The organism is Candidatus Limnocylindrales bacterium, assembly GCA_035559535.1.
Classification (GTDB): Bacteria; Moduliflexota; Moduliflexia; order Moduliflexales; family JAUQPW01; genus JAUQPW01.
The window spans coordinates 433,897-447,911 of record DATMBG010000051.1; the positions used below are offsets into that span (position 1 = coordinate 433,897).

At 44.7% G+C, this 14,015-nt stretch carries 12 protein-coding genes; 2 read left to right on the top strand and 10 right to left on the bottom strand.

The genetic code is table 11. The features are described 5' to 3' along the window. Window positions 1–4: 4 nt before the first annotated feature. On the bottom strand, window positions 5–949 hold the full coding sequence (gene cofD / locus VNM22_20375) for a 2-phospho-L-lactate transferase (GenBank protein ID HWP49526.1): 945 nt from the start codon (window positions 947–949) through the stop codon (window positions 5–7). A gap of 340 nt (window positions 950–1,289) precedes the next feature. Between cofD and VNM22_20380 the strand changes: the two genes are divergently transcribed. Beyond that, entirely contained in the window at window positions 1,290–1,628 is a 339-nt protein-coding gene (locus VNM22_20380; GenBank protein ID HWP49527.1) for an MGMT family protein, read from the top strand. A 157-nt stretch (window positions 1,629–1,785) separates the two neighbouring features. Here VNM22_20380 and VNM22_20385 read toward each other — a convergent pair whose 3' ends face one another. The 3 genes from VNM22_20385 to VNM22_20395 form a co-directional block, all read right to left on the bottom strand. Further along, entirely contained in the window at window positions 1,786–2,733 is a 948-nt protein-coding gene (locus VNM22_20385; protein ID HWP49528.1) for a periplasmic heavy metal sensor, read from the bottom strand. A gap of 3 nt (window positions 2,734–2,736) precedes the next feature. Continuing rightward, window positions 2,737–3,264 carry a zf-HC2 domain-containing protein gene (locus VNM22_20390; GenBank protein ID HWP49529.1) on the bottom strand — a complete coding sequence of 176 codons (528 nt, stop codon included), beginning with the start codon at window positions 3,262–3,264 and terminating at the stop codon, window positions 2,737–2,739. A 76-nt stretch (window positions 3,265–3,340) separates the two neighbouring features. Continuing rightward, a complete protein-coding gene (locus tag VNM22_20395) occupies window positions 3,341–3,958 on the bottom strand; it encodes a sigma-70 family RNA polymerase sigma factor (GenBank protein HWP49530.1) in 618 nt (205 codons plus the stop codon). A gap of 242 nt (window positions 3,959–4,200) precedes the next feature. Here VNM22_20395 and VNM22_20400 point away from each other — a divergent pair, with 242 nt between their 5' ends. Then, complete coding sequence (locus VNM22_20400) at window positions 4,201–4,878, top strand: HD domain-containing phosphohydrolase (GenBank protein HWP49531.1); 678 nt, start codon at window positions 4,201–4,203, stop codon at window positions 4,876–4,878. Here the strand turns inward: VNM22_20400 and VNM22_20405 are convergent. The 6 genes from VNM22_20405 to xerD all read right to left on the bottom strand — a co-directional run bounded on the left by VNM22_20405 (window position 4,875) and on the right by xerD (window position 13,725). After that, window positions 4,875–5,852, bottom strand: coding sequence for a bifunctional riboflavin kinase/FAD synthetase (locus VNM22_20405; protein HWP49532.1), 978 nt, complete (start codon window positions 5,850–5,852; stop codon window positions 4,875–4,877). The genes VNM22_20400 and VNM22_20405 overlap by 4 nt on opposite strands. 27 nt (window positions 5,853–5,879) lie before the next feature. After that, window positions 5,880–6,971: a 3-isopropylmalate dehydrogenase gene (leuB, locus tag VNM22_20410; GenBank protein HWP49533.1), complete on the bottom strand. Its 1,092-nt coding sequence runs from the start codon at window positions 6,969–6,971 to the stop codon at window positions 5,880–5,882. Beyond that, on the bottom strand, window positions 6,971–9,694 hold the full coding sequence (locus VNM22_20415) for a CBS domain-containing protein (GenBank protein HWP49534.1): 2,724 nt from the start codon (window positions 9,692–9,694) through the stop codon (window positions 6,971–6,973). The genes leuB and VNM22_20415 overlap by 1 nt, the downstream gene beginning before the upstream one ends. A gap of 106 nt (window positions 9,695–9,800) precedes the next feature. After that, a complete protein-coding gene (locus VNM22_20420) occupies window positions 9,801–11,318 on the bottom strand; it encodes a DHA2 family efflux MFS transporter permease subunit (GenBank protein ID HWP49535.1) in 1,518 nt (505 codons plus the stop codon). A gap of 2 nt (window positions 11,319–11,320) precedes the next feature. Next, entirely contained in the window at window positions 11,321–12,838 is a 1,518-nt protein-coding gene (locus tag VNM22_20425) for a DHA2 family efflux MFS transporter permease subunit (GenBank protein ID HWP49536.1), read from the bottom strand. Continuing rightward, window positions 12,835–13,725, bottom strand: a complete 891-nt coding sequence (xerD, locus tag VNM22_20430) for a site-specific tyrosine recombinase XerD (protein HWP49537.1) — start codon at window positions 13,723–13,725, stop codon at window positions 12,835–12,837. The genes VNM22_20425 and xerD overlap by 4 nt, the downstream gene beginning before the upstream one ends. Window positions 13,726–14,015 lie beyond the last annotated feature (290 nt).

The following is a 14,015-nucleotide window of genomic DNA, read 5'->3' on the forward strand; positions in this document are numbered from 1 at the left end:
GCACTTATCTTAGAAGTTCTTCCATAACACGTTGAGCCAATTCTATTTTCTCCTTGAGCCCTCTCATAATCGTATCGGTTACCACAACCCGTAGCGGAGGTTCCGGTGGAGGCCTTAAAGATTCTACCTTTGTAACCAGATTTTGATCGATTGGGTCCAGGACAAAAATATCGAGGAAATCCTGATAGAGTTGAGCGACCTGATAAGCCGAGACTTCAAGACCCAGTCCTCGCATCAACTTATCTGCCGGACCCTTTAGGGGGGCCCCACCAACAAGGGGGCTGATAGCTGCAATCCTGGCCTGAGTTTTCCGTAAAGCTTCCCGAACTCCCCTCACGGCTAAAATGGGTCCAATACTGATGATGGGATTGCTGGGACAGAGGATGATACCCTTTGCCTGCAAAATTGCTTCTAATACCCCCGGAGCCGGATCCGCATCCTCTATACCTCTAAATTGAACGCCTTTCACAGGATCTTGCATTTTGCGCTGAACCAAATATTCTTGAAAATGAAGGATTCCCTGATCTGTCAAGATCAGGGTAGGAACCGGCTGATTCGTCATGGGAAGGATACGAACTTCGAGGTTAAAGGCCCGACGAATCGAGTCGGTAATCTGAGAGAGACTCCATCCCTGTCTGAGTAAATGGGTTCGGTAAATGTGCGTCGCAAAGTCCCGATCTCCCAACATAAACCAGGTAGCATGACCATACTTCCCCAGCATATCCAGGCAATGAAAACTATCCCCCTGGATACCCCAACCCTTAGATTCATCTACAATTCCGGCCAGGGTATAGATAACAATATCGATATCCGGAGAGATATGTAAACCGTGGAGTTCGATATCATCTCCGGTATTAACAATGACGGTAATCTCTTGCGGAGCCACGACCTGAACCAAACCTTGCAGAAATCGAGCGGCTCCCACCCCACCAGCAAGTACTGTAATCATACAACCAGTATAGGGGCTCAGAGAATTTAAATCAAGGGAGTTATTTTTGTTATCCTTGATAGGGAACTTTATTCCAGGCGATTCCTTTGGTTACGGGTACTAGTACAGGTGACCGGCCGGTCACCCCTACAGTTTTCTTTAAATATTAGACTTGACAGTTCTTGAAGTGATTCTTATGTAAGTACAAAGGGGTTGAAAGAGAAGTTCTTCAAGGAGGCAGATATGGTTTCAAAGAAGGAACTATGGGGTAGAATCCTGTTTTTGTTAGGCGTGTTGGCCTTAAGTTTCACCCTGGCTATTGCCATTTTTATCGGATTGATAAAATGGTGGACTTAGAAATATGAATTTTTATCAACAGGTCTATGAGTTGGTTTTACAGATTCCGCCTGGAAAAGTGGCTACCTATGGTCAGATTGCAACCCTTCTGGGCCGTCCCCATGCCGCCCGTGCGGTAGGTTATGCCCTCCATCTGGCTCCGGACCATTTAAAAGTTCCCTGGCAACGAGTTATTAACTCCCAAGGGAAGATAAGCCCAAGATCGTCCTTAGATATGCCCCATGAACCCCTTATTCAAAGAATGCTGTTAGAAGCCGAAGGCGTAGTTTTTGACAAAACCGGACGTGTGGATTTAGAAAAGTATTTATGGGAAGGTAAAAAGAAGATAGGACGCGGGGAATAGAGACGCGGGGACGCGGGGAAATGGGGACAGGGAGAGTATGGGCGACCGGCCGGTCGCCCCTTACAGGGATCTAAATTAACGATTCGCCGTATGATATAAAGACACGGGAATAGAAAACCATGGTAAATGTCCCTGCGTCCCCGTGTTCCATATCCCCTCAATTTTCCTTATCCTCGCCGGAAGGTTCTTCCGAACCTTGAGGGGAAGAACGCTGGGAACGAGAAGAAGAGAGGGTAGCCAGTTTCTCCAGTTGGGAGGGCGTGAGGACCTCTCTGGATTTGATGATAAAGTCTGCGCGGAGTTGGGCCTGCTCTTTCTTTGCCTGGATAAGTTCCTGGGTTATTTTTTCTACCTGCTTTTGATCTGTCGTCGGTTGGATAAAGAGATCCCTCAATTCCCCGGTCAGAGATTGAACTCTGTTATCGATTTCGCGTCGTTTTGGGATAAACTCCCTAAGAATCCCGCCCAATTTAGTCAGTTGATCGGAAGTTAAATCCAAATCCTTCCAGCGTTTTGCAAAATCGGATGCCAGAAACGGGAGCTTATCTACCTGGGCAGGGGTCAGAATTTTCTTAATCTCTAAGAGATTTCGAAGGGCCAACTGGATCAACTGAGATTCCAGTTCCAGGATTTGATCGGTCAGTTCCCTAATTTTATCGGGATTTAATGGGGCTTTAGAGATCGTATCCCCTAAATCGGCTTTGGCAAATCGGAGTTTTTCGCGGAGTGTTGAAGTTGCAATCACAAATTCTCTTCGTTTCTGCCTGATCTGGGCTTTTTGTTCCGGAGAAAGATCTAGAGCACTCCAATCCAATCTAAATCTGAAGGGACCGGGCGCATCTTGTTGCCAGGATTTGCCCTTTTCTTGAGATGATTCCGGAAGATCTTCCTTTGGTTTCCTCTTCTGCCCGGGCTCATTTCTGGAGAGATAATTTTCGGAATCGGATGGGATTTCACCTCCTTTTTCCTTTTCTCCGGCCATGAGAAGGGGGTCTGAGGATTCCTTCACCCAGGTTGTAACAGACCGATGGCTAAAAACAGGAATACCGGCCAACACTAAAACTAGACCCACAAACAGCCCTATACATAATTTTTTATTTTTCATAACTTACCCTCCTGAGTCAGGCTCCTCGAAAAGATCATCAAAAGGAGTGGCTTCTAAGTTAAACGAAATCAGTTCCTCTCCTTGCCTAGAATGGTGGAGTGGCTCAAATAAAATATCTTCCGCATAAAGTTCCTCTAATTGGGAAGATTGAACCTGAGCCGTATTTACAAACGGTTTCATCGGTTGATATTTTAAAAAAATAGATGTACCTCCGATAACTAAAATCAGCCAGAGGAAGGCATAAACCAGAGACTGGGGAAGTTGTTCCGAAGTCCAGACTTTGATACGATACCAGAAAGATGAGGCTTGCCGAGCCGTAGCTAATTTAGCACTTAAACGACCTCTGAAACCTAAAGCGGGTTCTTTGACTTCCAAATAACGAAATAACTCTTTGAGGCGATGAAGTTGATTAAGCTCGGCTGAACAGTTTTGACAGGTCGTCAAATGGGACTCCACCTCAACCCGTTCCTTTGGATCTACTTCTCCATCTACATAAGCTGAGAGGAGTATTTTAAAATTGTCACAATTCATATCTGTCTGAGAAATGAAAGATGAAAGATGTAGGGACTACCGGCCGGTCGCCCGTACAACCCTTCTTCATCCTCCATCATTGCAAATATTCCCTTAATTCTTCCTTTAAAAGTTCCCGAGCCCTGAATATTCTCGACTTAACAGTTCCGACAGAGCACTTTAAAGTTTGTGCAATTTCCTCATAGGATAAACCCTGGATCTCTCTAAGCATAATGGCTACTTTATAATCCGGTGAGAGATGATCCATTGCTTTTTGTAAAACCCTCTCCAGTTCTTTTTCTTCAAGGGATCGAATCGGATTATTTCCTGAAGAAGTTGTATACAACGCTTCGGCTTCTATTTTTGGATTATCTTCTAAGTCGACCTCTTTAACCCGTCTCCTTTTGCGGATCTCATCATAGTAAAGATTAATAACAATGCGATGCAGCCAACTTTTAAACTGTTTGGCTTCCTTAAGCATCGAAATGGATTTATAAACTCTTATGAAGACTTCTTGTGCTAAATCATCTACGTCTCTCCAATTAGGAGCCAAACGATAAATAAAATTATAAACCAGCTTTTGATATCTCTGGACCAGTAAATTAAAAGCCTGATGATCGCCATCTTGACACCGTCTGATGATCGTTTCTTCGGAAATAGTATCCGGCAGATTTTCCGACATGGAACTTATATAGTCCGGGAAACCTGTTTTCATGTGACCATAGGGCTTCACTCTGTGAATAAAGACGTAACTATGTTAAAAAAGTTCCTCTTTGAAATTTACCATTCCTTTTTCCCGGAAAGGTTAAAAGGCTTCTCCCGATATTTTTCACAGAGTTCCCCCGCGTCACCTTCAGGCTTCTGTATAAAGCTTGACAAGATACCCGGCTAAAATTAACATGTTATAATTAATTCAGTTTAACCGATAATTTGCAGAAAATTCAAGGGGTTTATAACATGAAAGACAAAAATCCTATGGATCAGGAGACGGCGCTGTTAACTCAGTTAAAAAAAGAGAACGAAGCTTTAAAAAAAGAAATTCAGACTCTGCAAGGAGAAGTCCAGGAATATAATGACTTTATGAAAAGTTTAGTTAAGATTCTGGACGGCAAATCGGGCTTTATGCAGAGTTATGTGGACCGTACGGTTACCCAGGCCATGGAGATAGGGAAAGCCATAGGACTCTCCGAAGAAGATCTACGTATACTTAGAAAGGCTGTTTTATTTCGAGACTTGGGAAAGATAAAAATCCCGGAAGCTATCTTGAATAAACCCGGTAAATTAACCGAAGAAGAAAGTACCATCATGAAGAAACATCCTCAATTCAGTGCAGAAATCATAGCCGAATTAAAGAGCAGGCATAGGGATAAGCTTATCAGAGCCGTTCAGGAACATCACGAACGGGTTGATGGTAAAGGCTATCCCCAGGGTAAGAAAGGCTCAGAAATCTCTCTCCTGGCCAAAATTATAGCCATTGTTGACTTCTGGAACGCAATTGTTTCTGATAGACCCTATCGGAAGGGTCTCCCCCTTTCGGAGGCCTTAAGCCTGATAAAAGTTGCAGCCGGATCCCATTTGGATCCAGATCTGGTCAGGGTCTTCATAGAAAAAGGGATTTATTCTAGGGAGGCTTAATTTTCCTGCTCAACCACGTCCAGGTCTTTGACTTTTGACTCCTGTACTTCAAGCTCCGCAAAATATTTTCTGGTGATTTCTACATCCTTGCCAATTTGCCTGACGAGCTCATCGACACTTGAAAAGGCAATTTCGTCGCGAATTCGCTTGTAGAAGATAATTTTGATTCGTTCACCGTAAATGTCTTGATCAAAATCCAAAATATGAACTTCGACACTGAATTTCTCGTTAGGAAAAGTGGGGTTAAAGCCTATGTTTAAAGCTCCTTTAAACATTTTATTCCGCCATAGAACACCTACGATATAAATCCCTTCTTTGGGAATAAGTTCGTGGTGAAGTTTTAAATTGGCCGTCGGAAATCCCAATTTTTTACCTAAGGCCTTACCCTGAATAACCTCTCCATCGATGGAGTATCTTCTGTTGAGAAGCAGAGCGGCCTCTTCTACATTCCCTTCTTTTAAGAGTTTTCGAATCCGGGTACTGCTCACCGGTTTCCCTTTGATCTGAACCGGAGGGACCACTACCACCTTAAATCCGAACTTCTCTCCCAGGTATTTTAACTCCTGGGTATCCCCCTCTCTTCCTTTTCCAAAGGTACTATCGTAGCCCACATAGACTTCCTGGACCCCAAGCTGTTCGTGAAGAATTTCTTTAACAAATTCATAGGAACTTTTATTGGCAAACTCCCGGGTGAACCTGGCGCAAATAACCACATCGATCCCGATCTTTTCTATTATTTGAATCTTTTCTTCCAGGGTATTAAGCAAAAAAAACTCTTTTTCCGGGAATAAAACTTTTTGAGGGTGGGGATCAAAGGTCAGAACGATGGAAGTGCCACCAACTTCCCGGGCGCGGTTCCGGACCAGCTCAAAGATCTTCTGATGGCCGAGATGTACCCCATCAAAATTTCCCATAGTTAATATGGGACAGGTGAATCTTTCTTGAACGTTTTCCAGTCCTTTGATGATTTTCATGGGAGAAGACAGGTATCCTTTTATGGGCTAGGCCAGGTTTTCCGCGATCACATCTCCCATCTCTTGGGTTCCCAAGATCCGGGTTCCTTCCTGGGCAATATCCTGGGTTCGATATCCTTTCTCCAAAGCCGTTAAGATGGCCCTTTCTATGCGAGTTGCTTCATTTTCTAAATGAAGCGAATAACGTAACATGAGGGCGGCAGAAGCAATGGCCGCAATAGGGTTTGCTTTGTTTTTCCCGGCTATATCCGGAGCACTTCCGTGGATAGGTTCATAGAAACCTATCTTACCCCCGATACTGGCAGAAGGAAGCATGCCAATGGAGCCTGTTAGCATGGCGGCTTCATCGCTGAGAATATCCCCAAACATGTTCTCAGTAACAATGACATCAAATTGTTTGGGAGATCGAATCAATTGCATGGCACAGTTATCCACGTAGAGATGCTCGACGGTCACGTCGGGATAATCCCTGGCTACTTCGGTTACGGTTCTTCTCCAGAGTTGCATTGTCTCCAAAACATTAGCTTTGTCAACAGAGGTCAAGATTTTACGGCGCTTTCTGGCTATCTCAAAGGCCAGTTTGGCAATCCGTCGTATCTCTGAAGCCGTATACACCAGGGTATTTAATCCTCGCTCTTCATGTACGGGCGACCCACCGGTCGCCCCTACAATTTCGATTCCTCTGGGGTTTCCAAAATAAATCCCTCCGGTAAGTTCCCGCACGACCAGAATATCCACCCCTTCCACGATTTCTCGCTTTAAAGGAGAAGCATCCACCAATGCTGGGTAAACTTTAACAGGTCGGAGGTTTGCGTAAAGTCCCAGAGTCTGCCGGATATCCAGCAAGGCTTTTTCTGGACGAAGATGGTAAGCCACGTCATTCCATTTAGGGCCTCCTACAGCTCCAAATAAGATGGCATCGCTGTTCAAGCAGGTCTCTAAGGTCTCTGGGGGTAGAGGAACCCCGACCTCATCAATAGCTGCACCCCCCACCAAACACTCGGTAAATATAAACTCCTGGGACCCTTTTAACTTAAGGGCCTTTAATACTTTCACAGCTTCGGCAATAACTTCCCGCCCCACTCCATCTCCGGGTAATACGGCTATTTTGTAGGCCATTACTTTGTTGTCCGTTGTCCGTTGTCTATTTTCTGTTGTTCCGTACCATGAATAATGGACAACCGACGGCGGACAAGTTCCAGTTCATCTTCCTTTGTTTCTACTTTTCCATCTAACCGGGCCTCCAGTATCTCATCCAGGATTTGGTGGAAAACAGGACCCGGTTTAAGTCCCAAATTAATCAGGTCCTGGCCGGTAATTAAAGGTTTGATTCCCCGTAGTTTACTCATGTAAGCCGAGATAGCCCTCTTAATTGGATCGTTTTTTGTTTTGGCCATGATGAACAGAAGAATTTCTGTTGGGATCGGCTTAAAAATACGGTAAATCTCGCTATTTTTTAAAGTCTCTCGGGTTTCGTCATGGAGTTGGGTTGATCCCTCTGAGAGATTTGAGAACTTCTGTTCCACAACCTGATACCAGGTCTTATAAGTTCGGAGTAACCGGACGGCTTTGGCCGGTAGAGCCAGCCGTTTTATGAGTTCTTCTATTTGGGTCGAGGATAGAGGATCCACCAATCCAAGAAAGTAAACCAGCCAGGTGTCTATTTTAGGCAGGTAAAGGAGTTCGTACCAGGCGATTGCAGCTCGAATACCCCGCAACAGGCTTTTGATTTCCTCTATGGAAGCATCCCGACGGGAAGGATCTATCTTCAGGCCGGGATGGATCGCTTCCAGGAGATCCAGTTCTATCATTCTTTCCACAATACGAAGAACATTGACTTCCTGCAAGATCAAGAAAAGCTCTGTGAACAAACGTTTTCCGCTTAGCTTATCTATAAAATGCTTATGTACGGCATTTTTCAGGAGGTTTAGGGTAAATGGACTGATACGGAAACCGAATCTCTGTTCAAACCGCACGGCCCTAAAGACCCGAGTCGGGTCCTCTACGAAGCTCAAACTGTGGAGAACCCGAATAACTTTATCTTTCAAATCCCGAAGGCCACCAAAGAAATCAAAAACTTTTCCGAATTCCCGCTGATTGAGCTTAATGGCCAGGGTATTGATGGTAAAATCTCGGCGGTATAAATCTAGTTTTAGAGAACTATGGGTAATGGTAGGCAAGGCAGCCGGGTATTCATAATGCTCGGTTCGTGCCGTAGCCATATCCAGTTTAAAGCCATCCGGGAATTTTAGTACAGCAGTTCCGAATTTAGGATGACTTTTGACCTGGGCCTGGTATTTTTCGGCCACCTTTTGCGCGAAAAGAATACCGTTTCCCTCCACCACGATATCTATATCTAAATTTTCTTCAGCCCGCAGGAGTAAATCTCGAACGAATCCACCCACCACATAGGCCGAATAACCCATTTCGTCTGCAATCTGTCCGATTTCATATAAAAGCTGAAAAACCCTGGGAGGGAGCTGCTCCTGGAGGAGTTTCTCCAGGGATCTGCCATGGGTAACTTCTCGATCGCTGGTTGCCAGGGTTTTCTTGAGGGCACTTTCCTGAAGAACCTTGAGGATATCTGTCCGGGTTATAATACCCACAATTTTTTCGCCCTCAACAACCGGAATAATTTTTTGTGGATTCTGGCTCATAAGAAGCTCGATTTGGGAAAAGGGCGTATCGGGAGCTACAGTATAAATATCGGTGATCATATAATCCCCCACGCTTTCATTCTCCAATCCGTGAAAGATAGCCCGATAAACAATTTCACGGGTTATATATCCCAGGGGTTTTTCCTGATCCACCACAGGAAGGCTGTTAATAGAAAACCGATCCAGTAAGTCTTTGGCTTCGCTCAATCTGGCTTTCTGATCAATGGTAATGGCCGGCGTGGACATGATATACCTGGCCAGGTGAGCCGCTTGAATATGCCGACGTAAAACTGCCAGAAGCTGTTCCTCAGCTTGAGCCAGAGTCACATCCTTCAAGGTAGCCGACGCTGCCGTACGGTGGCCCCCTCCACCGAATTCCTGAGCAATTTTTCCCACATCCACCGCTTCTATCCGACTCCGGGCGATAAGATAAACTTTCGATTCCATCATAATCAGAGCAAACACGACGTTTACCCCTTCCATATCCCGATATTTATGAACCAGATAGGATATCTCTTCCACGTATCGGTCAAAAACCGCCTTGATGAGCACAATATCTATTCCCTCGATATGAAGGGTGGTAGAGGATTGGATGAGTTCATTTAGCAGAACAACCTGTTCTGGGGTAAGCTCCTTCTGGATATAATCGGATACCAGCGATAGGTCGGCTCCTTTAGATAAAAGATAAGCGACGGCCAGTAAATCTTTTTCTGTCGTATTGGGAAAGGTTAAACAGCCGGTATCTTCATAAATGCCCAAAGCCATCAGGGTCGCCTCTGCCGGTGTTATGGGAAGTCCTTTTTCTTTTAGAATGTGAACCAGGATCGTGGTGGTAGCTCCAACAGGTTCGATGATTTCCTTCTCTGCCTCGATATCTTTGTTTTCTATAGGATGATGATCATAAATATGAATTTTTAAAGAAGGCTTATCCAGAATCTCCGCAAAGTCACCGATTCGTTTAGAACTGCTGGTATTGAGGATGATAAGCCGGGTTATCTGATCCAGATCTAATTTTCGAAGCTTTTCACACTCTAAGGGAAATCCTGTTTGTTTCAAGAAATCCCGGACATTCTTCTCCTGTGAGCCTGAAAAGACGATTTTAGCCTGTGGATAGAGCTTTTTTGCAGCGACCATGGAGGCAACGCTGTCAAAGTCAGCCGTTATGTGAGTAGTAATGACGTCCATTAAATTAAAAATATGAGCAATTTCGGATCACGTCAATAAACAATAAAATAGAAACAGGCATCACATTCCAGGTTGGAAATCTTTCTCCTGGGACTCCCTGGGGTTTTTATCCTTTCTTGAACAAGAGCAGAAGGGGTAGAGAGAGCAGGGTTAAGAGGACGATAAATCGGAAGGCGTCGATAAAAGATAACATCAAGGCCTGGTTATTAACCGTATGATCGAGAAGTTTAAGAGCACCCATTCTAGCCGATACAAAGTCCTCTCCCCGGGCCAGTAAACCTTGTTCCAGGGTATTTAATCGCTGAACTGTCAGAGGATTAAGCAGATGGACATGTTGAATCAAGTTGGCCCGATGGACTGCTTCCCCTCGGGTTAATAAAGCGACCAGGATGGCAATGCCGAAACTCCCACCGAGCTGTCGCAGAAGATTATAAATACCCGAGGCTGCGGGAATATCCTTTTTATTCAGGGTTCGCAAGGCAATAATATTCAGGGGGACAAAGGATAGTCCCAGGCCAATTCCCCGTATAACTTGGGTCCAGAACACCTCACTATGTTCCGTCTCCAGAGTATAATGGGACATCCGATAAATAGCCAGGGCAAAGAAGCTAATCCCCAGTCCTACCATATAACGGGGAGAAATTCTGTTGACCAATCTTCCTGAAATCGGCATGATCAGGGCAATGGTAGAGGCCGCATAAAAAACGACCTTGCCGGTCTCCAGGCTACTGTAATTGAGGAGGTTTTGAAAATATACCGAAATTAAAACATTGCTCCCATATAATCCAAAACCGATAATCATACTGAAGATAGATCCAATACAAAGGGAGCGGTTTGCCATGACCCTGAGGTTAACGATGGGATTTTCTATCCTCAACTCCCACCAGACAAACAGGGGGAGTGTCAGCCCTGCTATGATGCTGAGCCAGATGATGAAGTTAGATTCAAACCAGTCTTCTCGCTCTCCCTTTTCCAAAAGGGTTTGTAAACATCCAATACCTACGGCCAGCAAAATAAATCCAATATAATCTACCCGGGTATTTACCGGTTTTAAGTAAGGAGGATCTTCGATAAAGAAAAACACCAGAAAAAAAGCCAAAATGCCGATAGGGAGGTTAATATAGAAAATCCAGGGCCAGTCGTAGTTATCGGTAATCCATCCTCCCAGGGTCGGACCCAGGGTCGGACCTACCATCATACCCAACCCAAAAATGGATGTTGCCGTACCCTGTTCTTCCGGTGGGAACGTTTCCATGAGGATAGCCTGGGAAGTAGGAACGAGGGCACCTCCTCCGATTCCCTGAATAATTCGGGCAAAGACAAGGAAATAGAGGTTTTGAACAAAACCACAGAAAAATGAAGCTATGGTAAAGATGGCAATGGAAACGAGGAAATAGCGTTTTCGACCGAATTGAATACTCAACCAGCCGGAAAGGGGAATAATAATCACATTGGCAACGATGTATCCGGTGACCATGAGGGTTATTTCATCCAGGGTGGCCCCTAAATTGCCCATCATATCCGGCAGAGCCACGTTAACAATACTGGCATCGATGATTTCCATCATCGTCCCTAACATGACGGCCAGGGATATAATCCATTTATGTTTTACAGATCCGCTCATACTTACCTTTTTTTGAATAAAAATAAAAGGGGTAAGGACAACAAGATCAGAGTGACAAGGAACTGGAAGCTGTCTACAAAAGATAACATAAGTGCCTGGATATGAACGGTCTGATCCAGGAGTTTCAGGGCTCCCAGTTTAGCAGAGACCAAATCTTCTCCCCGGGCCAGCAACCCTTGTTCTAAGGTATCGAGTCGTTGAACGACCAGGGGATTGAGTGTATGGATATGCTGAATGAGATTTACCCGATGCATGGCCTCTCCCCGGGTAAGTAGTGCCACCAAAATGGCGATTCCAAAACTACCCCCCAATTGACGCATCAAATTATAAATCCCTGAGGCCGATGGAATATCTTTTTTATCCAGGGTTTTCAAAGCAATGACATTCAGAGGAGCCACAGACAACCCAAGGCCGATTCCTCGAATGATCTGATTCCAGAATACTTCCTCATATCTGGTCTCCAGGGTAAAGTGGGACATACGATAAATGGCCAGAGCAAAGAAGCCTACCCCGGTACCTACCAGATACCGGGGAGAAATCTTATTAAGCAACTTCCCAGAAATAGGCATTACGACAGCAATAGCTGCTGCCGAGTAGAAGAAAAATTTACCGGTTTCCCAACTGGTATAGTGGAGAAGATTCTGAAAATAGACAGAGATTAATACCAGGCTTCCATATAATCCAAACCCTATGATTGTTGTAAAGATCGTTCCAACCCAAAGGGAACGGTTGGACAGTACACGCAGGTTGACAACCGGGTGATCTGTTTTAAGCTCTCGTAAAATAAATAGGGGTAAAGTTATCATTACTGCGAGGCTCAGCCAGGTAATAAGTTTAGATTCAAACCAATCGGCCCGTTCTCCTTTCTGTAAAACGGTTTGCAGACATCCAATTCCTATAGCCAATAAGATAAATCCCATGTAATCGATACGAGAGCCAGCAGGTTTTAAGTAAGGGGGATCTTCGATGAAGAACAAAACCAGGAAAAAGGCTAGAATTCCCAGGGGAACATTGATGTAAAAACTCCAGGACCAGTTGTAATTATCGGTTACCCAGCCGGAGATGATGGAACCCAGGGACGGGCAGACCATCATCCCAAATCCAAAAATAGACATGGCGGTCCCCTGCTCTTCCGGGGGGAAGGTTTCCATAAGGACAGCTTGAGAGGTAGGAACCAGGGCACCTCCTCCAATTCCTTGAAGAATCCTTATTAAAATAAGGAGATAAAGATTATGGACAAAACTGCATAAAACCGACGCTATGGTAAAAAGTGAAATGGAAACCAGGAAGTAGCGCTTACGACCAAACCGCATGCTCAGCCAACCAGAAATGGGAACAATAGTTACATTGGCTACCATATAACCGGTCACCAGCCAGGTAACCTCATCCAGATTTGCCCCCAAACTCCCCATCATGTTGGGAAGAGCAATATTGATAATACTGGAGTCAATGACTTCCATCATCGGCCCCAGCATAACGGCGAGGGAAATGACCCATTTATGTTTAATCGGCTCCTTCAATTAGCTCTGGGATGATACCGGTTATAGATCTCTCGCAATCGGTGCCCGGCAATGTGGGTATAGATTTGAGTTGTGGAAATATCCGAATGCCCCAGCATCATTTGTAGGGATCTGAGGTCTGCGCCTCGTTCCAGCAAATGAGTTGCAAAGGAGTGTCTCAGCGTATGGGGAGAAATCGCCGGGTTTAACCTGGCTTTGCGCAGGTATTTTTTTATGATTTTCCAGAATCCCTGGCGGGTAAATTTATCTCCAAAACGGGTCAAAAAAAGATAAGGCACTGAAGGGTTTTTAACTAATTTTCCCCGGGCACGCTCCAGATACTGTCTTACAAATAAGATGGCTTCACTTCCCAAAGGAATCAGACGTTCCTTGGATCCCTTCCCAACACAAATAATATATCCCATTTCTAAATTAACCTGCTGGAGGGTCAGGGAGATCAACTCGGAAACCCGAACTCCGGTGGCATATAAAACCTCCAACATGGCTTTATCCCGGAGTCCACTGGTTGTAGAAACATCGGGAACTGCCATCAGCCTGTCTACTTCCTTCAAACTCATGACTTGGGGTAATTTACTTTCAGTTTTAGGAAATTCAAGATATAAGGTCGGATCCTCCTGGGTGAGTCCTTCTGAGATTAGAAAGCGGTGAAATCCTTTGACAGTACCCATCATCCTGGCTATAGAAGTGGGGGCCAGTCCCTGGGCTTTGAGCCGGATCTTATAATTCCAGATCTCCCGTTTAGTAATCTGGGTAAGGTCCGTAATCCTTGAAGTTTCCAAAAATTTTAGATATTTTGTTAGATCCCGTCGATAAGACTCCAGCGAATTCTGAGCCAATCCTTTTTCCACTGTAAGATAATTTAAGTAAAGCTCCACAAGATGGTCCATAGATCCATATTTACAATAATTTAACGGCTAAGTCAATGGAAAATCAGGGTCATTATTCACCTGGATGATTTTTGTATCCGTATCCATTTAGTAGGTGGAAAAAGAAGTACCCTCTGCCCCTCCAGGGGGGATTCAGCAGCAGCAACCCTATGTCAGTCCCTCCTGGAGGGGGGGGTGTTCAGACAGAAAAAGTGACACCTACTAAATTGGTATAGTTACATGATTTTTCTGTTGCCCGTTGAAGATAACCGTATTAAAGTTAAATATGCAAAACGGTCTCCAGTTGATAC